The organism is Nocardioides immobilis (assembly GCF_003515065.1).
GTDB lineage: Bacteria > Actinomycetota > Actinomycetes > Propionibacteriales > Nocardioidaceae > Nocardioides > Nocardioides immobilis.
Genome location: NZ_QXGH01000009.1, coordinates 186,819 through 207,151 on the forward strand (window position 1 = coordinate 186,819; position 20,333 = coordinate 207,151).

The following is a 20,333-nucleotide window of genomic DNA, read 5'->3' on the forward strand; positions in this document are numbered from 1 at the left end:
CACTTTGGTATACCGTTTCGTCGTGACTGCTGAGCTGCTGACCAGGCCGAGGACGGCGCCCGCCTCCCCCGAGGTGTGGACCGCGCCCGGCTTCCGGCTGCTGCTCACGATGACCGGCCTCGGTTTCGCCGGGTTCGGGATCCTGCTGCCGACCGCGCCGCTCTGGGCCGCTCAGGGCGGCGCCGGCGCTGCGGGCGTCGGCACCGTCAACGCCGTACTGATGCTCGTCACCGTGATGACGCAGACCGTCGTGCCCGCCGCCCTGCGCCGCATCGGCTGGCGCACGACCCTCGTCGTCGGCCTGGGTCTGCTCGGCGCGCCCGCCCTCCTCCATCCGCTGAGCAACGACCTGACGGTCGTGCTGGCGCTCTCGGCCGTGCGCGGGGTCGGCTTCGGGGTCCTCACCGTCTGCGGCGCCGCCGCCGTGGCCCAGCTGGTCGCGCCGGCGTCGCGGGGCCGCGCCGTCGGTGCCTACGGCCTGGCGATCGCGGCGCCCCAGCTCGCGCTCGTGCCGCTGAGCCCCTGGCTCGCCGAGCACGTCGGCTTCACGCCCGTCCTGCTCGCCGCGGCCTGTCCGCTGGCGGCGATCGTCCCCGCCGCACGGCTGGGGCGGCTGCTCGACCGCGCCGCAGCGGACCCGGTCCCCCACGCGCAGCCGGCATGGGGCGCCCGCGGCATCCCGCGACCCCTGGTCAGCGCGATCGTCGTCCTGATGGTGATCACCACGGCGGGCGGCGCCCTCATCACGTTCACCCCGCAGTTCGGCATCGATCCCACGACGTCCCTCGTCAGCCTGCTGGCGCTCACCGGGGCGGCGGCGGTCAGCCGATGGTGCTTCGGCGCACCGGCCGACCGGTACGGCGTACGGCCGTTCCTCGCGCCGCTGCTCCTGCTGGCGACCGTCGCCCTCGGCGTGATCGCGTGGGCCATCGGCGACCCGGACGCGCCCCGCGGGTTGTTGGTGCCGGCCGCGATGGCACTCGTCGGCGTCAGCTACGGCGGCCTGCAGAACCTCACCCTCGTCGCGGCCTTCGCCGCGGTCCCGGAGCGGCACAGCAACCAGGCGAGCGCGGCCTGGAACATCGGTTTCGACACCGGCACCGGGATCGGGTCGCTCGCGGTCGGCATCATCGCCGCCGGCGGCTCGTTCGGACCGTCAGTCGCCGCGACCGCCGTACTGTGCCTGCTGGCCGTGCCGGTCGCGCTCACGGCGCGGGGGCGCGCGTCCCGTCACCAGTAGTCGCTGTCGAGCTTCCCCTCCATCGAGCGGAGGTTCGCGCGCGAGCAGTCCTCGCAGTAGCGGCGGGTCCGGCCCCGCTCGACCGAGGTGCTCCAGGTCAGCGGCACGTCGTCGCCCGGAGCGACGCGGCCGCAGAAGTCACAGGTCACCGGCACGCTGGCAAAAATACAGCGGGGCCGGAGCCCGACGGGTTACGTCGTGCTCCGGCCCCTTCTTTGTCACCCGCGATCAGGTGGCCCGGAGGAGGTCCTCCGAGGTTTCTGCCTCTCGTCAGAGAGCGCGAGCAAGGGCGAGGCGTGCCTGCTGCGCTGCGCGCTCAGCCTTGCGGCTGAGGCGACGGGCGCGGGCCAGCTTGGCCTCGCGCAGCTGCTGCGCCTCTCCCAGGCGCGCGTGCATATGCGCGCGTGCCAGGTCTTCGTTCATGAGATTCATCTGATTGCTCCAGTTCAAAGTCTGTGTCATTGGATTGAGAGTTGATTCCGGTTCGGAGGGTGGATGCCGGTTACGCCGCGGTGGCGTCCTTGCGGGGCCGGCCGCGGGGCCGCTTGCGGGGGATCACTACTCCCTGCAGGAAGAGCTCACCGCCCCAGACACCCCAGGGCTCACGCCGCTCGAGCGCTCCGGTCAGGCACATCGCCTGGACGGGGCAGTCCTGGCACAGCGTCTTGGCGAACTCCACGTCGCTGGGGGACTCCGCGAACCACAGCTCCGGGTCGTTCACCCGGCACGGCAGTCGGTCGGCGTCGAGCTCGGCGACAAGCTCTGCCTCGTCGTGCAGGTTGCTCAGCGTCGGCTCGAGAATGCTGGTCGTCATCTTTCACCTCCTCGTCTCTGACCTGATCGCGTTGGTCGTTTCATCGGATCCGGGTCAACGGCTTTCGTGAGCTCAGAAGTTGGTCTGAGAAACACGAAGGCCGCGGATCCCGGTTTCGGGTTCCGCGGCCTGGAGGCTGCCGAGCTGAGTCTTGTGGAATCAGGTCGGTGGGCTCCAGGTCCAAGAACCCGGGACAGTGCCGGCAGCAAAGCCGACGTGTCCCATGCCGGTGGTCGGTGCGGTCACGCGCACGCGCTTCGCCCAAATGGACTGGGCAGCACCCTGCGCCGTGCCGAAACGCACGTCGCTCCGGACGTCGTACGTCCGGAGATCGGTGGCCGGGGTGGCGCACAGGAGCGTGAGCGTGGACGGCATTGCCGGCGCTACGGTGCTGAATCGCATGTTGTTCTCCACTGTGGCCACCTCCTCAGGTGCGTTGGGCGCGGGCTTTGTCAGGGCCCTTGTGCGCGGGTCGGTCAGTACGTGAGGGATACGCTAGCCGGGCTTCGATGTAATGAGCAAACCATTTTATGACTATTTCGAGATTTTCTTTCGGAGTGGTCTGGACCGGTGCGAACGGGCCGCTCAGGACGGGGCTGCGACCAGCGCGAGCACGTCCTCGCCGTACTTGTCGATCTTGTTGGGGCCGACTCCGTTGATGGCCCGCAGCGCGGTCTCGTTGCCCGGCTTGTGCTCGGCGATCAGCTCGAGGGTGGCGTCGGTGAAGACGACGTACGCCGGCACCTCGTCGTCGCGGGCCCGCTCCAGCCGCCACGCCTTGAGCCGCTCGAAGAGGTCCTCGTCGTAGCGCACCGGATGGCTGGCGCACCTCCCCCGCTTCTTCTCCGCGGCGGTGCCGAGTGGCTGGCTGCACTCGCGGCACCGGGCGACCTTGCTGCGGGTGCGGCCACCGGACGGCGCCCGCTCACCCTCGGGCAGCAGCGGCGTGAGGAACCGGGAGGGCTGCCGGCGCGCGGCCTGGCCGGGGTTGCGGGCGGCCGCCCAGGTGACAGAGAGGTCGGTGCGGGCCCGGGTCATGCCGACGTAGAGCAGCCGGCGCTCCTCCTCGACCGTCGCGTCGCGGTCGGCGTAGGTGATCGGCACCGTGCCGTCCTGCACGCCGGTGCAGAACACGGCATCCCACTCCAGGCCCTTGGCTGCGTGGAACGTCGCGAGGGTCACGCCGTCGGCGGCCGGCGCGTGCTGCTCGGCGGCCCGGCGGTCGAGGTCCTCGACGAACGCCACGAGGTCACCTCCCTCGTGCTCGGCCGCGAACTCGTCGGCCTGCGTGACCAGGGCCTGCCACGACTCCCACCGGTCCCGCACCTGGCCGCGGCCGGTCGGCGGCTCGGCGCTCCAGCCCATGCCACCGAGCACCCCGTGCACCGCCTCGAGCCAGGGCACGTCGGCCGTCTCGCCCGAGCGTGCCGCCCCGCGCAGCCGGACGACGGCCTCGCGCACCTCCGGCCGCTCGAAGAATCGGGCGGCGCCGCGGACGACGTACGGGATGCCGCGGTCGCTGAGCGCGTCCTCGAAGTGCTCGGACTGGGCGTTGATCCGGAACAGCACCGCGATCTGCCCGGGCGCGGTGCCGCGCCGCTGCAGTGCGGCGATCTGGTCGGCGACGTAGGACGCCTCGGCGACCTCGTCGGGATGGCCGCCGAACCGCACCGCCGCGCCGGCCGGCTGCTGCGAGCGGAGCTCGACGCCGGCGCTCGGGCTGCCGGCCAGCAGGGTGTTGGCGGCGACGACAACCTGGGGCGTGGAGCGGTAGTTGCGGACCAGCTCGATCGAGGTGGTGCCGGGGTAGCGCTTCGGGAAGTCGAGGAGGTACGTCGCATCCGCGCCCGCGAAGGAGTAGATCGTCTGGGCCGGGTCGCCCACCACGCAGAGCTCGTTGCGGCCGCCGAGCCAGAGGTCGAGCAGTGCCGACTGGAGGGGCGAGACGTCCTGGAACTCGTCGACGACGAACCACTTGTACTGCCGCCGCACCTGGGCCGCGACCCGCTCGTCGGATGCCAGCACGCCGGCGGTGAAGAGCAGCACGTCCTCCATGTCCATCCGGTGCTGCTCGCGCTTGACGTCCTCGTAGCCGGCGAAGACCTTGCTGACGGTCTCGGGCGGCTGGTCGGACACGCTGCGGCCGTGCCGCGCGGCGATGAGCGGGTAGTCGTCCGGGCCGACGTTGCTCACCTTGGCCCACTCGATCTCGGACGCGAGGTCCCGCAGCAACGCCTGGTCGGCCCGGATCCCGAGCCGCCTCGTCGCGGCGGCCAGCATCCCCAGCTTGGACTCGGTGAGGGTCGGCAGCTCCGTGCCGTGGACGTGGGGCCAGAAGTAGCGCAGCTGCCGGAGCGCCGCGCTGTGGAACGTGCGCGCCTGCACGGCCGGCGCCCCGAGCTGACGCAGGCGCTGCCGGAGCTCGCCGGCGGCCCGGGTCGTGAACGTGACCGCGAGGACCTCGGTCGGCGCGTAGACGCCGGTGAGCACGCCGTGGGCGATCCGGTGGGTGATGGCCCGGGTCTTGCCAGTGCCGGCGCCGGCCAGGACCCGCACCGGCCCGCGCAGCGCCTCGGCGACCTGGCGCTGCTCGGGGTCGAGCGCGCTCAGCAGCGCCTCTGCCTGTGACGTGAGACTCGTCACGATCGGGAACAACTCCTCAGGGGATCAAGGTTGCGCGTGTACGAACGGACCGGCCGGGAAGGTACCCCGACGTGTCCTGCGACCCTAGACCGCGGAGGCGACACTTCCCGATGAGCTCGTTCACGATGTACACGACCCCCTGGTGCGGCTACTGCCGACGCCTGAAGGGCCAGCTCGACCGTGAGGGCATCACCTACGAGGTCGTCGACATCGAGCAGCACCCGGAAGCCATCGCGATCGTCGAGGCCGCCAACCACGGCAACCAGACGGTCCCGACCCTGGTCTTCGACGACGGTACGGCGCTCACCAACCCGTCGGTCGCCCAGGTCAAGGGCAAGATCGCCGCCCTGGTCGGCTGACCGGTCCGGTCGCCGTACCGGTCACCAGCTGCCCGGCAGCGGTCCGCCGTACCAGTGCTCGACGAGTGAGCGACTGATCGACACCCCGCCGGGGAGCACCAGCGTGCCCGCCTCGGCCTCCTCGCGCATCTGGGCGCGGGTCAGCCAGCGCGCTTCCACGACCTCGGAGTCGTCGAGGCTGATCTGCTCGGTCACGGCGCGGCCGAGGAAGCCGAGCATCAGGCTGCTGGGCAGCGGCCACGGCTGGTTGCCGAAGTAGGTCACCTCGCCGACGACCACCCCGGTCTCCTCGAGCACCTCGCGCCGGACCGCGTCCTCGAGCGTCTCCCCCGGCTCGCAGAAGCCGGCCAGCGTCGAGAACCGTCCCTCCGGCCACTGCGGCCCGCGGCCGAGCAGGCACCGCTCGTCGTCGCTGCCCGGGTCTCCCGCCGCTACCAGCATGATCACCGCCGGGTCCGTACGCGGGAACTGCGGCTTGCCGCACTGCTCGCAGACCAGCTCGTGGCCGGCCGCCCGCGGCACCAGACCGCCCCCGCAGCGCGGACAGAAGCGGGTCGCCCAGTGCCACTCCGCCAGGCCGAGCGCGTGGAACACGAGCGGCGCCGTACTGATGGCGTCACCGCTCAAGAACGGCAACAGCCCCCGCAACGGGAACCACTGGCCCTCCTCCGCCTTCGCCAACGCTGCGTCGACGATGACCGCCCACCAGGTCGTGCCGTCGCGGTCGCCGAGCAGGACACGTACGCCGTCCGGCGCGTCGGCCGTCGGCAGCCACTCCAGCCCGCCGTCGCGCGGCCGGACCCGGGTGCCGGACACCACGAGCACCCGGCCCCCCGGGTCCGCCCAGCGCTCGTCGAGCCAGCCGTCGTCCGTACGGCGCAGGCCGAGCCGGTCGTGCGGGTCGCGGGCGAGGGCGAGGTGCGCGAAGTCCACGGGCCGAGCCTAAGCATCCACCCCAGGCCGTTGACCAGCGCGTCATGATGAGCCATGGACGCTGCGACGTTGCGGGCCGCGCAGGCCCCGGTCAAGGAGAAGTACAAGGCCGACCCCGGGTCCGCGCGTACGCCGACCGCGGCCCGCGGCGACTACCGCGACCTCGGCGTCACGGCCACCGTCGACGGCTTCGCCGGGCCGGTGCGCGCGGGCCTGCATCCCGCCGCGGGCGGCGACGGGCAGGACGCGTGCTCGGCGGACCTGCTCCTCGAGGCGCTGCTGGCCTGCGCCGGCGTGACCCTTCGTGCCGTCGCCACCGCGATCGGGGTCGAGATCCGCTCCGCCGCCCTCGCCGCCGACGGCTGGTGGGACGCGCGCGGCACCCTCGGCGTCGACCGCTCCGCGCCGATCGGCGTCCAGGACATCGTGGTGACGCTGGCCGTCGACACCGACGCCGACGACGCCGCCCTCGAGCGCCTCGCCCGGGCCACCGAGCGCTACTGCGTCGTCGGCCAGACGCTTGCGTCGCCGCCGGAGATGAGGGTCGTGCGGGCCTGACTGACGGGTCAGTCAGGTTCTGGCCCCTGGATCAGCCGCTCGACCTCATCCCGCCCGGGCAGCCCGTCGGGCACGACCAGCTCACCTGACCTGACGTAGTAGAACGCCGCGCGCACCTGCTCGACAGGGACGCCCCGCAGCTCGGCCCAGGCGAGGCGGTAGAGCGCGAGCTGGAGCGGGTCGGCGGTCTGGCGGGCGTTGGTCTTCCAGTCCACCACCAGGTAGCGATCGTCGCCCTCGTCGTAGACGGCGTCGATCCGGCCGCGGACGACCTGGCCCGCGAGCACCAGGGCGAACGGCGCCTCGACGGCGAACGGCACCCGGCTCCCGAACGGGCCCGCCTCGAAGGTCGCGATCAGCTCCTTCAGGTCGGCCTCGTCCTCGATACCGGCGTCGGCGCGACCGGAGAGCTCATCGGGGTCGAAGAGGCCCTGCTGACCGAAGCGCGCCTCGACCCACGCGTGGAAGCGGGTGCCGAACCGCGCCGACGGAGACGGCTGCCGGGGCATCGGCCGGGCCAGGTCGGCTGCGAAGCCCTCGGCGTCGTCGCGCAGCCGAGCGAGCGCGGTGGCGGACAACGCCTCCGGCCGGGGTACGACGACCTCACCGCTGCGGTCCTGGCGGGCTTCCGCGAGGAGCCGGTCGATCTCGGCGTCCCAGTCGGCGACGCGCGCAGTCGCAACCAGGTCGAGCTCGGGGTCGGGCCCGTCCGGGTCGGCCGCGCGGACCAGCTCCGCTGCCGCCAGGCGCAGTCGGGCCTCCTCGCCCACGCCCGCGACCGGCCAGGGAGCGGAGGGGTCCTCGTCGGCGTACGGGTTGGGGTCGCCCTTCTCCGGCTTCGCCAACCACTGCTCGGGGGCGACGCCCCAGTCGGACATCAGCTCCCGCACCACCTCCTGGTAGGCGGACGGGCCGAAGGGGCGCTGCCGCGGCCCCCACAGGAACGAGGTGACCGACAGCCGGCGCGCGGCCCGGGTGAACGCGACGTAGCCCAGTCGCAGCTCCTCCGCCGCTTCGTGGTCGTTGGCCCGCCGGCGGTAGTCGTCGAGCGCGGCCTTGTCGAAGCCGCGCAGCTGCGGCAGGTCGTCGGCATCGCCGCGGAGCGGCGCCGGCAGCACGGACGGCGACGAGGTCCACAGCGGCCGTCCCTGCGACGACGGGAACCGGGACTCGCACACGCCCACGCAGAAGACCGAGTCCCACTCCAGCCCCTTCGACCGGTGCACGGTCAGCAGCTTCACCGAGTCGGCCTCGGACGGGGTGGCGACGTCGAGCCCGTTGCCCTGGTCGTCCTCAGCGGTCAGGTAGGCCAGCAGCGCCGGCAGGGTCACGTCGCCGTCGACCGCGCGGAAGTCCGCGACGGCCTTCACGAAGAGGTCGAGGTTGTCGCGACGCGCAGCCGCCGCCGGGCTGACCGCCGACGACAGCTCGACGTCGACGCCGGTGGTGTCGATGATCCGCCGGACCAGGTCGAGCAGCGGCTCGCCGACCGCGGCCCGCAGCACCCGCAGCTCGCCGTGGAGCAGGGCGAACCGCTCGCGCGCCTCCACCGAGAAGTCGCCCTCCCCCGGGTCGGCGAGCGCGTCGTCGAGACACGGGATCTCGGCCGGGTCGATGCCGTCGGCGATCGCGACCAGATGGTCGCCGAGCGAGTCGAACCGCTCGCCGCGCCCCCGCCGCCCGGTGAGCTCGGCTGCCCTCCGCCCCAGGAGGCGCAGGTCACGCGGCCCGATCGCCCAGCGTGGGCCGCCGAGCAGGGTGAGCATCGCTGCGTTGTCGGTGACGTCGTGGAGCAGCCGCAGGACGGCCACGACCTCCGCGATCTCGGGCAGCCGCAGCAGTCCGGACAGACCCACGATCTCGACGGGGATCCCGGCCGCCGTCAGTGCGTCGAAGACATCGGCGGCGTGCGCGTTGTCGCGGGTCAGGACGCCGATCCGGGCCCAGTCGCCCTGCTCCCCGTTCCACACCTCGCGCACCGCGCCGGGCAGCCACGCGAGCTCCTCGCGCTGCGTCTCGAAGACCCGCGCCGTGACCTCGCCCGCCCCCGCGTCGGCGGGTGCCCGCAGCCGCGCCACACCGACCCCGCGCTGCTCGAGCGCCTCGTAGAGCGGGTTCGCGAGCTCGTTGGCCACGTCGAGGATCCGGCGTTCCGAGCGCCGGTTGATGGTGAGGGGGTACGACGCCACGCGCCCCTCCGCCGCCGGGAACGTCTCCGGGAAGTTGAGGATGTTCGACACCGACGCTCCGCGCCAGCCGTAGATCGCCTGGTTGGGGTCGCCGACCGCGGTGACCGCGTGGCCGTGGCCGAACAGCCGCGACAGCATGATCGCCTGCGCGACCGAGGTGTCCTGGTACTCGTCGAGCAGCACGACCTTGAACCTGCCCCCCTCGATCTCGCCCACCTCGGGTCGCTCGGCCGCCAACCGGGCGCCGAGCTCGATCTGGTCGGAGAAGTCCATCAGCCCGAGGTCGCGCTTCAGCCGCCGGTACGCCGCCACCAGCTGCAGCAGCTCGGCGCGCCGGGTGATGGCGGACAGGGCGCCCTCGACCTTGTCGACGTACGTCTTGCGGGCCTTGCCGGCCAGCTCCTCGTCCCGCGCCCGCTCGAACCCACGCCGTGCCTCGGCGTCGTGCACCAGCACCCGCTCCGGCGTCACCAGGTGCTCGCTCATCGCGGAGTCGAGTGCCAGCAGGTTCTGGATCGCGGTCTCGGGGTGGTCGGTCAGCAGCTCGATCTCGCCCGTGAACCGGTCGATCGCCCGGGCGCCGAGCTGGTAGCGCGCGGCGTCGGTGATCACCCGGGTGTCGGGCTCGTGCCCGATCCGGAGGCCGTGGTCGACGAGCAGGCCCGCGGCGTACGCGTTGTACGTCGACACGGTCGGCTCGAGCACCTCGTCGCCCTGGTCGTCCACGCCCATCAGGTCGAGCGCACCCGCGTCCTGGAGCGCGGTCCGGATCCGGTGGCGCAGCTCCGCGGCCGCCTTCGTGGTGAACGTCAGCCCCAGCACCTGGTCGGGCCGCACCTGCCCGGTCAGCACCAGGTAGACCACGCGCGCGGCCATCAGCGTGGTCTTGCCGGAGCCGGCGCCGGCGATCACCACGGCCGGCCGCAGTGGCGCCGAGATCGCCGCCCACTGCTCGGGGCTCGGCGGGAACTTCGCCTGCATCGCCGCCTGCAGGTCGGCGGGCGTGTCGATGCGGATCGCGGGGAAGGCCGCCGGCTCGCTCACTGGTGCACTCACTGGGCCACCACCGAACCGCTGCTCTTCGCCGGGCACAGCGGCACGAACGTGCACGACCGGCAGTGCTGCCCGGGAATCGCCGGGAACGTCTCGTCGCGGACCAGGCCGGCCGCTCGCGCCAGCCGCACGCGGAGCTCGTCGCGCTCCGACCCGTCCTCGTCGTGCGCCGGCTGCTGCTGGACGGTGGCGCCGTCCTTGCCGTCGGTCAGGCCGAGCTGGACCAGCTCGGCGCCGCCGGCCCGCAACGGCGTCCGGTCCTCGTCGGGCGGGTCGAGCGCGCCGTGGTCGACGGCGTACTGGTAGAGCGCGAGCTGCACGTGGGCCTTGACCGCCGGGTCGCTCGGCTTCGAGCGTCCGGTCTTGAGGTCGACCACGACCACCCGGCCGTCGAGGTCGAGCTCGATCCGGTCGGCAGCGCCGTTGAGCCGGACCCGCTCGCCGTCGCCGAGCTCGACGACGGTCGAGAAGTCGGTCTCGAGCCCGACCACCTCCCGCGGGTTGGCCTCGTGCCACTCGACGAACCGTTCGAGCGCCGCCCGGACCCGGTCGTGCTCTCGCTGCTTCGACCAGGGCGTCCGGAAGTCGAGCCGGTCCCAGACCTCGTCGACGAGCGCGAGCAGCGCATCGGGGTCGGCGGGCGCGTCGCCCGAGGCCACCCGCTCGGCCAGTGCGTGGACGAGCTCACCGACGTTGGCGGACTGGTGGGCGCGCGCGACGCCGCCGGCCTCGCGGGAGAGGAACCACTGCGTCGGACAGGTCGCGAGCCCCTCGAGCATGCTCGCCGACACCGGGACCGGGCCGTCGGCGTCGCGGATCGGCGTCGCCGACCGCGACGCGGCGCGGGTGCCCCACCAGGTGCCGGGGTCGGCGGCGGGCACCAGGCGCCGGTGACCGTCGTGGGTGGTCTCACCGGCCAGCCGCGCGAGCCGGCTCGCGGCCGCCGCGCGGAGCGCCTCGTCGGAGGCCGGGTCCGCGACGGTACGGCGCAGCTCGGCCACCAGGCCGGGCAACGACAGCGGCCGTCGCGGCCGGCCGACGACGTGGCCGATGTCGAGGCCGAGCTCGTCGAGGAAGCGGGACGGCTGCTCGCCCTCGTCGTCGGGAGACTTCACCGCGGTGACGAACAGCTGCTCCCGCGCGCGGGTGCACGCGACGTAGAACAGGCGTCGCTCCTCCATCAGCAGCTCGCGGGACGTCACCGCGGGAACGACGCGACCCTCGCCGATCTGGTCCGCGCGCAGCAGGGTCGCCCGCCGGCGCAGGTCGGGCCACCCCTCGGCCTGCGCGTGGGCGACGACGACCAGCCGCCACTCCAGGCCCTTGCTCCGGTGCGCGGTGAGGAGGCGTACGGCGCTCCCCCGCACGCCGCGGTCGGCGAGTGTGTCGGCGGGGATCTCCTGCTGCACGAGGCTCTCGAGGAACGGCGTCACGCCGAGGTGCTCGCGGCGCTCGGCCGCGCGGGCGGCGATGTCGAAGAGCGCGCACACCGCATCGAGGTCGCGGTGGGCGCGGCGCGCCGCGCCGCCCCCGGCGTCGACCCCGCGGCGCAGCCGCTGGGGCCACGAGGTGCCGGACCAGAGCTGCCACAGCAGGTCCTCGGCGCCGGCGCCCGCGTCGAGCCGTTCGCGGGCGGAGGCGAGCAGGCGGGCCAGCGCCCGCGCCCGGTCGGCCTCGGGACCGGCGATCCCGTCGAGCAGGGATGCGTCGACCACGGCGAGCCGCACCAGCGTCGCCGACGACCGGGGCGTCCCGCCCTCGGCCTGGGCGCGGTCCTTCTCGCGGTTGCGGAGCAGGCGGGCGAGGCGTCGTACGTCGCCGGCGTCGAGACCCCCCAGCGGACCGGTGAGCAGCGCCTCGGCCCGCCCGGCGTCGACCACGTCGATGCTGCCGACATCGACGTCAGGGTCCTTGTGGAGGTGAACGACCGCGCGCAGCGCTTCGATCAGCGGCAGCACGGCGGGGTCGCGCACGAGAGGCAGCTCGTCGCTGGCCACCTCGACCGGCACCCCGGCCGCGCCCAGCGCCCGCCGCAGCGGCGGGATGCTGCCGCGTCCGGACCGCACCAGGACGGCCATGTCGTGCCACGCGATGCCGCCCTCGAGGTGGGCGCGACGGAGCAGGTCGGCCAGGTGCTCCGCCTCGGCCCGCTCGGTGTCGAACGTCCGCACCGTGACCCGGTCCCCACCCGCGCCACCCACGGCGACGGGCGACAGGAACGCCTCGCGCGCCGCCGGGTCGATCGAACCCGGCAGGCCGATCCGTCCGGCGACCCGCTGGGCAGCCGTCAGCACCCGCGGCCCGAACCGCCGGGTGGTCCGGAGCGCGACGACGGGGGCCGGGGACCCGTCGTCGGCCGGGAACGACGTCGGGAACTCGAGGATCCCCCGCACCTCCGCCCCGCGGAAGCCGTAGATCGACTGGTGCGGGTCGCCGACCACCACCAGGTCGCGTCCCTCGCCGGCGATCGCCCGGAGCAGGGCGACCTGGCCGGGGTCGGTGTCCTGGTACTCGTCGACGAACACGTGGTGGTACTGCGCCCGCAGCTCGTCGCGGTGCACCTCGGCCTCGATCCGGGCCCGCCGGATCAGGTCGGCGTAATCGGTGGCGCCCTGGCTGTCGAGGGAGTCGAGGTACTGCTCCAGGAACAACCCCGCGGCGACGTACTCCTCGATGTGCTCGGCCTCGCCGAGCCGGCGCAGGTCGGCGCCGTCGAGCCCCTTCTCCCGAGCCCGGGCGAGCACGGCGTGCACCTCGCGCGCGAAGCCGCGCGTGCCGAGCGCATGGCGCAGCCGGTCGGGCCACACGACGGACTCGGGGTGGTCGGTGAGCAGCTCGCGGAGGACCACGTCCTGCTCCGGCGCGGAGAGCAGCCGCAGCGGCCCCTCGTAGAGCCCGGCCGGCGCGAACCGTCGGACGAGGCCGTAGGCGAAGGAGTGGAACGTCGCGCTCAGCTGGGTGGCCGTCGTCCGGCCGAGCCGTGCGGTCACCTGGTCACGCAGCTGCTCGGCCGCCTTGCGGGAGAAGGTCAGCGCCAGCACCGAGTCGGGGTCGGCGCCGCGCCGCTCGATCCGGTCGACGATCGCCTCGACCATCGTCGTCGTCTTGCCGGTGCCGGGGCCGGCGAGCACGAGCAGCGGCCCGCCGGGGTGGTCGACGACGCGCTGCTGGTGCTCGTCGAGCTCGGGCGCCGGTGCGGCGGCGCGCGGCGGGGCGAGATGGAACCTGGTCGTCGTGGGGGCAGCGGTCATGACACCGCACACCCAACCATCCGGGCCCGACAGATCAAGGGCTCAGGCGAGCTCGAAGTCCGCGAAGTCGAAGCCGGGCGAGACCAGGCAGCTCACGAGGGCGTCCTCGGCGGCGGGAACGGTCCGCTGCCACACCCCCGCCGGGACCAGGCCCTGCGGCTGCTCGGCGTCGACCACCACGGTGGTCAACTCGTCGGCAGGCGCGGCCCCGGAGCCGCCGAGCTGGACGATGACCGTGCCGGAGTGCGCGAGCCAGATCTCGTCCGACTTCACCCGGTGCCAGGCCGACGACTCACCGGCCGGCAGCAGGAAGTAGATCAAGGTCGCGGTCGGCCGCATCCGTCCGTCGGGCAGCGCGACCGTCTCCGGCGAGACCCAGGTCTGCCGGTACCAGCCGCCTTCCGGGTGCGGCGCGAGGTCGAGGACGTCGGCGAGCGGCGGGCGCATGCGCCGATCATCTCGTACGACGCACGCCGAGCTCAGGTCGACTTGTCCTCGGGCTTGTCGGGATCGAACCGCGGATCGCCCATCAGGTACTGCCCCATCAGGCCCGGCCGCTTCTTCTTTCCGCGGCTCGGCCACGTCAGCGGCCGGCCCTCGGCGTGGTCCCAGGCGCGGTCGGTGCGCTTGGCGACGCCGCGGGCGATCGACCCCATGAAGCCGTGGTGCGGGAGGTACGGGTGCGGCCGCGACGGCTCACCCGGCTCCGCCTCGTCGAGGCGCTCCACGAGGGCGTCGACGTCGCCGTCGTCGAGCCGGTCGGTGAGTCGCTCGGCGAGCTCCTCCTCACGCGCCCGCAGCGCCTCGAGGGCGGTGCCGACCTCCGACCACACCGACGGCCAGGCGATCCGCTTCTCGTAGACCGAGCCGTACTCGTGCGCCTTCACGTGCGAGAGCACGACCTCGAGCACCTTCATGGAGTCGAGGTAGTGGTGGGTGAGCTCCTTGCCGTCCGGCAGCTCCTTGCGGGCCGACGGCAAGAGCACCTCGTTGACGGCGTGCAGGTGGCGGCTCGCGGTCGTCACGAACTCGTCGATCGGCGGGTAGCCCCGGTGCGGGCCGTCCAGCTCCTCGTGCTCGCCGGGTGGACCGAACTGCGTGCGCAGCACCTCCAGCTCATCGGCCAGCGCGTCGTGCGTGCGCTGGACGGTCCGGCTCAAGACGTCGGTGCTCCCCATCGACCTCACCTCACTGGTTCGATGCGCTGGCTGCACCTTCCATCGTGCGCCGCTCCGACGCCGACCACAAGGGGAACGACGAGGGCGCCCGACGGGCTACTCGGCGACGACCGGCCGGTCGTTGTAGACGCCGGCCTCGACCTGTCCGGTGAGGTCGCCGATGGCGCTCATGATCCGGTCGGTGAGGTCGCGGCGCGCGCGGCCGGACGCGACGCCGTCGTACTCGTCGGTGACGGTGATCGCCTCCCCGAAGGAGACCGTCACCCTGGCCAGCCGTGGCAGTCGCGACCCGACCGGCTGCAGCTTCTCGGTGCCGACCAGGCCTACGGGGACGACCGGCGCGCCCGAGGTGAGGGCGAGGTGGGCAACGCCGGTGCGGCCGCGGTAGAGCCGGCCGTCGCGGGACCGGGTGCCCTCGGGATAGATCCCGAACGCCTCGCCGCGGGCGAGCACGTCGAGCGCGGTCTGGAGCGAGCTCATCGCGGCTGCCGAGTCGTCGCGGTCCACGGGCAGCATGCCCAGGCCCTCGAACCACACCCTCGACATCGCACCCTTCACCCCACTGCCGGTGAAGTAGTCGGACTTGGCCAGGAAGACCACCTTCCGCGGCACCACGATCGGGATCACCATCGAGTCGGCGAAGCTCAGGTGGTTGCTGGCCAGGATCACCGGGCCGGTGGCCGGCACGTGGTGGAGACCGCGCACGGTCGGCCGCCACACGGCCTTCGCGGCCGGAGGGACGACGGTGTGGAGGGCCTGGTAGAGCACGGCTAGGACGCTAGGGGTTACTAGCGGGTCCACCGAATCGAGCGGCACCAAATTGGTGAAGGGCCCTTGTGAGTATGAGTCGCAAGGGCCCTTCGGTTGATCGGTACTGGTGACGCTCCCGATCGATCCGGCCGGTCTGCCAGGTTCCCACGGACCTCGTCACCCGGTCCGTGCGGCGCGCGTTCCCGTGAGGGATCGTCTGCCGTGTGGATCCTCGCCTTCCGGCTGATCCCGCTCTCCCGGAGGAGAACGTGAGAGCAGTTCTATGCCGCGATCCCCAGGCCGCGCAAGGGTTTCGTGCCAGGAACTTCGACCAGTTTCGTGGTTCCGGCGTGTCGTCCACAGGTACCCCCGGGATGGTCCACAGACCACCGGCGCTTCATCCACAAACTGTGGGTATGCCTGTGGATGATGAGGCGGCACCCGACCGCGCTGAGTACGGGTACTCAGCCGAGGTCGAGTAGCGCCGCGATGGGCACCTCGGACGATTCGTGGGGAGATGGATGACATGCGCTATGCCGACCCGGACCTGTGCCCCGATTGCCGCTCGGACCTCCCCCACGGGGTCCGCAGCTGCCCCACCTGCTCGCTGCCGGTGCGCCACGCTCTCGCGATCGAGCTCTTCTCGACGCTGCAGCACGCCGACACGCTGGTCGACCGGCTCCGGTCGCTCAGCAACGGGGCCACCGTGCCGTCGGCAGCCCGTACGACGACCGGCCTGGTGCCGCCCGGACCGGTCGCCACCGCACCCACCCGCCCCGCGGCCCCCGCAGCGCCCGCCGCACCCGTGCCCCCGCGCCCCGCAGCACCCGTGCCGCCTCCCCCGCCCGCCGCGAAGCCGGCCGGCCCTGCGGCGCCGTACCCCACGCCTCCGCGCAGCGGCCTGGGCGTGGCGATCATCCCGAAGATCCTGCTCGGCCTCGGCGCGTTCTGCCTCCTCGCGGCCGCCATCGGCTTCCTCGCCGTTGCCTGGGACGACATCGGGGTCGGCGGCCGCACCGCGGTGCTGCTCACGCTGACCGCTGCCGCGACCGGCGGCTCGCTGCTGCTCAACCGGTTCGAGCTGCGCATCGCCGCCGAGTCCATGAGCGTCGTCGCCCTCGGCATGCTGGGCCTCGACGTGATCGGCGCCCACGCGGCCGGCTGGTTCGGTGACTCCTCGACCGGCTGGGCCGTGGCCACCGGTGGCGCCGTGATGGCGCTCGGCGGCACCGGCATGGCGCTCCCCCGCTTCGGTGACGGTCCCCGCCTGGTCGCGCCGCAGGTCTTCGTGGGCGTCGGCTACCTGATCGCCTGGGGCGGCCTGCTCGCCGCCATGGACCACCCGCTGGTCAGCGGCCACGCACTCGTCGTCCTCGGTGCGGTCGTGACCTGGCTGTCGCGCACCGCGCTGCCGGTCCGGGCCTGGAGCGTCGGCATCGCCACCGCCGTGGTGTGGAGCGCGACCGCCCTGCTCGGCGTCGGCCACGCCTTCGCGGACCCGACGACCGCCGGGCTGTGGATCGACGGTGCGGGGTGGTCCCTCGTCGCCTCCGCCGCGACCCTGCTGGCCCCCGGGCTGGTCCTGAAGCGCCGCGACCTCACCGTCGGCGGCGCGTCCGTCGGAGCCCTGCTCGTCACGATCGCGCTGGTCGCCCCGGCGGTCGACGAGTCGGCCCGGATCGCCGGCGCGGTCACGCTCGCCGTCACGGCCGCGTGGGTCGCGGCGTACCGCCTCCTCCCGACGACGCTGCGCACGGTCGCGCTCGCACCGGCCGCCATCGGCTCGCTGGCACTGCTCGGCTTCGACGCGGTCGCCGGGATCGTCGTCCTCGCCCGGATCGCCGAGGTCGGCCCCGACAGCCCGTTCGGGGTCGTCCTGCGCGAGCCGGACCCGGCCACCGAGCCGCTGCTGACCGTCCCGTCGGTGCTGGTGCCGCTCGCCCTCCTCGCGCTCCTCGTCCCCCAGCGCGCCGACGGCCGGAGCGCCCCGTGGTGGCAGACCGGCGCGGTCGTCGGTGGCGTCGCGGCGGTCGCCACCCTGGCGTCGTACGACGTCGCGCTGGCGCTCGTCGTCGCCGCGCTCGGCGTGGTCGCCATCGGCAGCCTGGTCCTCGGCCTCGTCGCCGACGGGACCCGGCAGACGTCGTTCGGCCTGGTCGCCCTCGGGATCGGCGCGACCGGCATCGTGCTCGCCCTCCCGAGCACGCCGATCGTCGCCGTCGCCTCGGGGATCCTGCTCGGGATGGCGATGATCGCCCACTTCGTGGGTCGCACCACCGAGCTGCGCGGGGTCGCCGCCGTGACGCTGTCCCCCGCGCTCGCGGCCCTCGTCTGGACCGCCGGCCTGGCCAACGACGTCGACGCTCGATGGCTCGGCGTACCGCTCCTGCTCCTCCTGGGTGTGCTGGCCATCGCCCGCCCCCGGCTGCAGGTCGAGGTCCCGGCCGTCCTGGTCGCGCTGGTCGCGGTGCCGCCGGCGATCTTCGCGGCCGACGACGCCGGCGGCTCGCTGGCGCTGCACCTGGTCGTGCTCGGCGCTCTGCTGTCCGCCTCCGCGCTGATCCACGAGTCCCGCCGCGAGCTCGCGTGGGCAGCCGTCCCGGTGTTCGCCCTGGCGTCGTGGGTCTGGTTCGGCGACCGCGGTGTCACCGCCCCGGAGCCCTACACGCTGCCGATCGCGGCCGACCTGACCCTGCTCGGCCTGATCCACCTGCAGCGCAAGCCGGACGCCGGGACCGAGGCCGCCCTGCTCCCCGGGCTGCTGCTCGGCACCGTGCCGTCCCTGCTGTGGGTGCTCGACGATCCGGTATCGCTGCGGGCGCTGTTCCTCGGCGGGGCCTGCCTGGTGCTCACGATCGCCGGCGCCGCGCTCCGATGGAGCGCGCCCCTGATGGTCGGCTCGGTCGTCGGCGCGATCGTCGTGCTGCGAGAGATCGGACCGTACGCCGGCGACGTGCCGCAGTGGGTGTGGATCGGCCTGGCCGGCGCGCTGCTGACCACGGTCGGCATCACCTGGGAGCGACGACTGCTCGAGATCCGCAACGCGGTCGGGCTGCTCGGCCGCCTCCGGTGACGCGGCAGCGACCTGCTAGGAATGGGCGCATGGCTACCACTGCACTCGGGGGCAACCCCGTCACCACCGCCGGCGAGCTGCCGGCAGTCGGCTCCCCCGCCCCGTCGTTCGAGCTGGTCGGAAACGACTTCAGCGCCGTGAAGCTGCCGGGCGGCACCCGGACGATCCTCAACATCTTCCCGAGCATCGCGACTGGCATCTGCTCCGGCAGCGTGCGGAAGTTCAACGAGCTCGCCGCCGGGCTGGACAACACGACGGTCATCTGCGTCTCCAACGACCTGCCGTTCGCCCTCGCGAGCTTCTGCGGCGCCGAGGGCATCGAGAACGTCACGACCGCGTCGGGCTTCCGCTCGAGCTTCGGCGACGACTACGGCGTGACCCTGACCGACGGCAAGTGGGCCGGGCTGCTCGCCCGGTCGATCGTCGTCATCGACGAGGACGGCAACGTGATCTACACGCAGCTGGTCCCGGAGATCGCGACCGACCCCGACTTCGACGCGGCTGTCGCCGCTCTCGGCTGATCGACAGCCTGAACCCTCATTCCTCTGGCCGGGCCGGGTCCCAGAATGCCTCGCGCATCTGGACCCGGCCCGTCCCGTTGCACGGCGTGCCCTCGTCGGCGTAGCGCGCCCGGGCCTCGTCGCCGTGGCTCGGCGGCAGGGTGCCGTCGGCCCGCACCACCCGCCACCACGGCACCGGGCCCCCGTGGTTCGCCATCACCGAGCCGACCTGACGCGGTCCGCCGCCCACGACAGCAGCGATGGCGCCGTACGTCGTGACCCGGCCCGGCGGGACCAGCTCGACGCACGACAGCACGCGCTCGACGTACTCCTCCGGGTCCACCGGACCATCGAAGCATCCGCGACGGACAGCAGACGCGCCGAGGACCCCGTCGCTGTGCGACGGGGCCCTCAGGTGCTCCCTCGGTGCGGCAAACGCTCCAAAGAATCGGGTTGCGGTCCCGGTCACCCGAGAACCGCTCTCCCTTCGCTCAACGAGCAGGTCTAGACGCGGTTACGGGCGACCGTTCAGGAGCGCGTTCAGTACGCCGGCTGGCTCGGGTCGATCTGGTTGACCCAGGCCACGACACCGCCGCCCACGTGGACGGCGTCGGCGTACCCGGCTCCCTTGACGATCGCGAGCGTCTCCGCCGACCGCACGCCGGTCTTGCAGTACATGACGACCTGCTTGTCGGCCGGCAGCTGCTCGAGGGCGGAGCCGTTGAGGAACTCGTTCTTGGGGATCAGCACCGAGCCCGGGACCTTGTTGATCTCGTACTCGACCGGCTCACGGACGTCGACGAGGACGAAGTCGCGGCTGCCCTCCTCGCGCTCCTTGAGCATGTGCTCGAGCTGGACGACCGAGATCGTCGAGTCCGCGGCGGCGTCGGCGGCCTCGTCGGAGATCGCGCCGCAGAAGTAGTCGTAGTCGATGAGCCCGGTGACCGACGGGTTGTCGCCGCAGAGCGCGCAGTTGGGGTCCTTGCGGACCTTCAGCTTGCGGTACTCCATCTCCAGGGCGTCGTAGATCATCAGCCGGCCGACGAGCGGCTCGCCGATGCCGGCGAGCAACTTGATCGCCTCGTTGACCTGGATCGAGCCGATGCTGGCGCACAGGACGCCCAGCACGCCGCCCTCGGCGCAGCTCGGGACCATGCCCGGCGGCGGGGGCTCGGGGTAGAGGCAGCGGTAGCAGGGAGCGTCCTCGGCCATGGTCGGCGCGAACACCGAGGCCTGGCCGTCGAAGCGGTAGATCGAGCCCCAGACGTAGGGGATCCCGAGGAAGTACGCCGCGTCGTTGACCATGTAGCGCGTCGCGAAGTTGTCGGTGCCGTCGACGATCAGGTCGTAGCCCCGGAAGATCTCGAAGACGTTGTCGTTGTCGAGGCGCTCCTCGTGGAGGATCACGTTGACGTAGGGGTTGATCTCCGCGATCGACTCCTTGGCCGACTGGCCCTTCGGCTTGTCGATGTCGCTGACGCCGTGGATGACCTGGCGCTGCAGGTTCGACTCGTCGACGGTGTCGAACTCGGCGATGCCGAGGGTGCCGACGCCGGCCGCGGCCAGGTAGAGCAGGGCGGGCGAGCCGAGCCCGCCGGCACCGATGACCAGCACCTTGGCGTTCTTGAGCCGCTTCTGCCCGGCCATGCCCACGTCCGGGATGATCAGGTGGCGGCTGTAGCGGCGGACCTCGTCGATGGTCAGCTCGGCGGCCGGCTCGACCAGCGGCGGAAAGCTCACGGTGTGCTCCTCGTCGGATGTCTTCGGGTGGCCGCCGTTCGGAGGCCGTCAG

18 protein-coding genes are annotated in these 20,333 nt (G+C 72.9%); 5 read left to right on the top strand and 13 right to left on the bottom strand.

What is annotated here, in order from left to right; genetic code table 11:
• Positions 1-22: 22 nt before the first annotated feature.
• Positions 23-1,240: an MFS transporter gene (locus D0Z08_RS01825; RefSeq protein WP_220453975.1), complete on the top strand. Its 1,218-nt coding sequence runs from the start codon at positions 23-25 to the stop codon at positions 1,238-1,240.
• Here the strand turns inward: D0Z08_RS01825 and D0Z08_RS31870 are convergent.
• The 5 genes from D0Z08_RS31870 to D0Z08_RS01845 all read right to left on the bottom strand — a co-directional run bounded on the left by D0Z08_RS31870 (position 1,231) and on the right by D0Z08_RS01845 (position 4,697).
• Positions 1,231-1,395: a hypothetical protein gene (locus D0Z08_RS31870; RefSeq protein ID WP_182481092.1), complete on the bottom strand. Its 165-nt coding sequence runs from the start codon at positions 1,393-1,395 to the stop codon at positions 1,231-1,233. The genes D0Z08_RS01825 and D0Z08_RS31870 overlap by 10 nt on opposite strands.
• Positions 1,396-1,510: 115 nt before the next feature.
• Entirely contained in the window at positions 1,511-1,672 is a 162-nt protein-coding gene (locus tag D0Z08_RS01830; protein WP_245993516.1) for a hypothetical protein, read from the bottom strand.
• A gap of 70 nt (positions 1,673-1,742) precedes the next feature.
• Positions 1,743-2,054 carry a WhiB family transcriptional regulator gene (locus D0Z08_RS01835; protein ID WP_118922051.1) on the bottom strand — a complete coding sequence of 104 codons (312 nt, stop codon included), beginning with the start codon at positions 2,052-2,054 and terminating at the stop codon, positions 1,743-1,745.
• 159 nt (positions 2,055-2,213) lie between these two features.
• Positions 2,214-2,456, bottom strand: a complete 243-nt coding sequence (locus D0Z08_RS31605; protein WP_147381285.1) for a hypothetical protein — start codon at positions 2,454-2,456, stop codon at positions 2,214-2,216.
• Between the two features lie 183 nt (positions 2,457-2,639).
• Positions 2,640-4,697 carry an ATP-dependent helicase gene (locus D0Z08_RS01845; protein WP_118922717.1) on the bottom strand — a complete coding sequence of 686 codons (2,058 nt, stop codon included), beginning with the start codon at positions 4,695-4,697 and terminating at the stop codon, positions 2,640-2,642.
• 110 nt (positions 4,698-4,807) lie between these two features.
• Here D0Z08_RS01845 and D0Z08_RS01850 point away from each other — a divergent pair, with 110 nt between their 5' ends.
• Positions 4,808-5,056 carry a mycoredoxin gene (locus tag D0Z08_RS01850; RefSeq protein ID WP_118922055.1) on the top strand — a complete coding sequence of 83 codons (249 nt, stop codon included), beginning with the start codon at positions 4,808-4,810 and terminating at the stop codon, positions 5,054-5,056.
• Positions 5,057-5,077: 21 nt separating this feature from the next.
• On the opposite strand, the gene nudC is transcribed toward D0Z08_RS01850, so the two are convergent.
• Positions 5,078-5,989, bottom strand: coding sequence for an NAD(+) diphosphatase (gene nudC, locus D0Z08_RS01855; protein ID WP_118922057.1), 912 nt, complete (start codon positions 5,987-5,989; stop codon positions 5,078-5,080).
• A gap of 54 nt (positions 5,990-6,043) precedes the next feature.
• On the opposite strand from nudC, the gene D0Z08_RS01860 reads away from it, so the two are divergent.
• Positions 6,044-6,547: an OsmC family protein gene (locus D0Z08_RS01860; protein WP_118922059.1), complete on the top strand. Its 504-nt coding sequence runs from the start codon at positions 6,044-6,046 to the stop codon at positions 6,545-6,547.
• Positions 6,548-6,555: 8 nt separating this feature from the next.
• On the opposite strand, the gene D0Z08_RS01865 is transcribed toward D0Z08_RS01860, so the two are convergent.
• The 5 genes from D0Z08_RS01865 to D0Z08_RS01885 all read right to left on the bottom strand — a co-directional run bounded on the left by D0Z08_RS01865 (position 6,556) and on the right by D0Z08_RS01885 (position 14,986).
• Entirely contained in the window at positions 6,556-9,792 is a 3,237-nt protein-coding gene (locus tag D0Z08_RS01865) for an ATP-dependent helicase (RefSeq protein ID WP_245993519.1), read from the bottom strand.
• Complete coding sequence (locus D0Z08_RS01870) at positions 9,789-13,040, bottom strand: ATP-dependent helicase (protein ID WP_118922061.1); 3,252 nt, start codon at positions 13,038-13,040, stop codon at positions 9,789-9,791. The genes D0Z08_RS01865 and D0Z08_RS01870 overlap by 4 nt, the downstream gene beginning before the upstream one ends.
• Before the next feature lie 42 nt (positions 13,041-13,082).
• Positions 13,083-13,487 carry a cupin domain-containing protein gene (locus D0Z08_RS01875; RefSeq protein ID WP_118922063.1) on the bottom strand — a complete coding sequence of 135 codons (405 nt, stop codon included), beginning with the start codon at positions 13,485-13,487 and terminating at the stop codon, positions 13,083-13,085.
• Between the two features lie 32 nt (positions 13,488-13,519).
• The gene (locus D0Z08_RS01880) at positions 13,520-14,218 is read right to left on the bottom strand and encodes a hypothetical protein (protein WP_118922065.1); all 699 of its coding nucleotides are present in this window, start codon (positions 14,216-14,218) and stop codon (positions 13,520-13,522) included.
• 96 nt (positions 14,219-14,314) lie between these two features.
• Positions 14,315-14,986 carry a lysophospholipid acyltransferase family protein gene (locus D0Z08_RS01885; protein WP_118922067.1) on the bottom strand — a complete coding sequence of 224 codons (672 nt, stop codon included), beginning with the start codon at positions 14,984-14,986 and terminating at the stop codon, positions 14,315-14,317.
• 499 nt (positions 14,987-15,485) lie between these two features.
• Here D0Z08_RS01885 and D0Z08_RS01890 point away from each other — a divergent pair, with 499 nt between their 5' ends.
• Positions 15,486-18,041 carry an SCO7613 C-terminal domain-containing membrane protein gene (locus tag D0Z08_RS01890; protein ID WP_118922069.1) on the top strand — a complete coding sequence of 852 codons (2,556 nt, stop codon included), beginning with the start codon at positions 15,486-15,488 and terminating at the stop codon, positions 18,039-18,041.
• A 29-nt stretch (positions 18,042-18,070) separates the two neighbouring features.
• Positions 18,071-18,562 carry a thiol peroxidase gene (gene tpx / locus D0Z08_RS01895; RefSeq protein WP_118922071.1) on the top strand — a complete coding sequence of 164 codons (492 nt, stop codon included), beginning with the start codon at positions 18,071-18,073 and terminating at the stop codon, positions 18,560-18,562.
• Positions 18,563-18,578: 16 nt separating this feature from the next.
• Here the strand turns inward: tpx and D0Z08_RS01900 are convergent, their stop codons facing one another.
• Positions 18,579-18,884, bottom strand: a complete 306-nt coding sequence (locus tag D0Z08_RS01900) for an MGMT family protein (protein WP_182481093.1) — start codon at positions 18,882-18,884, stop codon at positions 18,579-18,581.
• A 197-nt stretch (positions 18,885-19,081) separates the two neighbouring features.
• Complete coding sequence (gene moeZ, locus D0Z08_RS01905) at positions 19,082-20,281, bottom strand: adenylyltransferase/sulfurtransferase MoeZ (RefSeq protein ID WP_118922073.1); 1,200 nt, start codon at positions 20,279-20,281, stop codon at positions 19,082-19,084.
• Positions 20,282-20,333: the final 52 nt, after the last annotated feature.

Bases quoted from the DNA above. Each gene is read 5' to 3' on its own strand.
- D0Z08_RS01830 (WP_245993516.1), bottom strand. From the start codon at position 1,672: ATGAATCTCATGAACGAAGACCTGGCACGCGCGCATATGCACGCGCGC.
- D0Z08_RS01835 (WP_118922051.1), bottom strand. From the start codon at position 2,054: ATGACGACCAGCATTCTCGAGCCGACGCTGAGCAACCTGCACGACGAG.
- D0Z08_RS31605 (WP_147381285.1), bottom strand. From the start codon at position 2,456: ATGCGATTCAGCACCGTAGCGCCGGCAATGCCGTCCACGCTCACGCTC.
- D0Z08_RS01850 (WP_118922055.1), top strand. From the start codon at position 4,808: ATGAGCTCGTTCACGATGTACACGACCCCCTGGTGCGGCTACTGCCGA.
- D0Z08_RS01860 (WP_118922059.1), top strand. From the start codon at position 6,044: ATGGACGCTGCGACGTTGCGGGCCGCGCAGGCCCCGGTCAAGGAGAAG.
- D0Z08_RS01870 (WP_118922061.1), bottom strand. From the start codon at position 13,040: ATGACCGCTGCCCCCACGACGACCAGGTTCCATCTCGCCCCGCCGCGC.
- D0Z08_RS01875 (WP_118922063.1), bottom strand. From the start codon at position 13,487: ATGCGCCCGCCGCTCGCCGACGTCCTCGACCTCGCGCCGCACCCGGAA.
- D0Z08_RS01880 (WP_118922065.1), bottom strand. From the start codon at position 14,218: ATGGGGAGCACCGACGTCTTGAGCCGGACCGTCCAGCGCACGCACGAC.
- D0Z08_RS01890 (WP_118922069.1), top strand. From the start codon at position 15,486: ATGGATGACATGCGCTATGCCGACCCGGACCTGTGCCCCGATTGCCGC.
- tpx (WP_118922071.1), top strand. From the start codon at position 18,071: ATGGCTACCACTGCACTCGGGGGCAACCCCGTCACCACCGCCGGCGAG.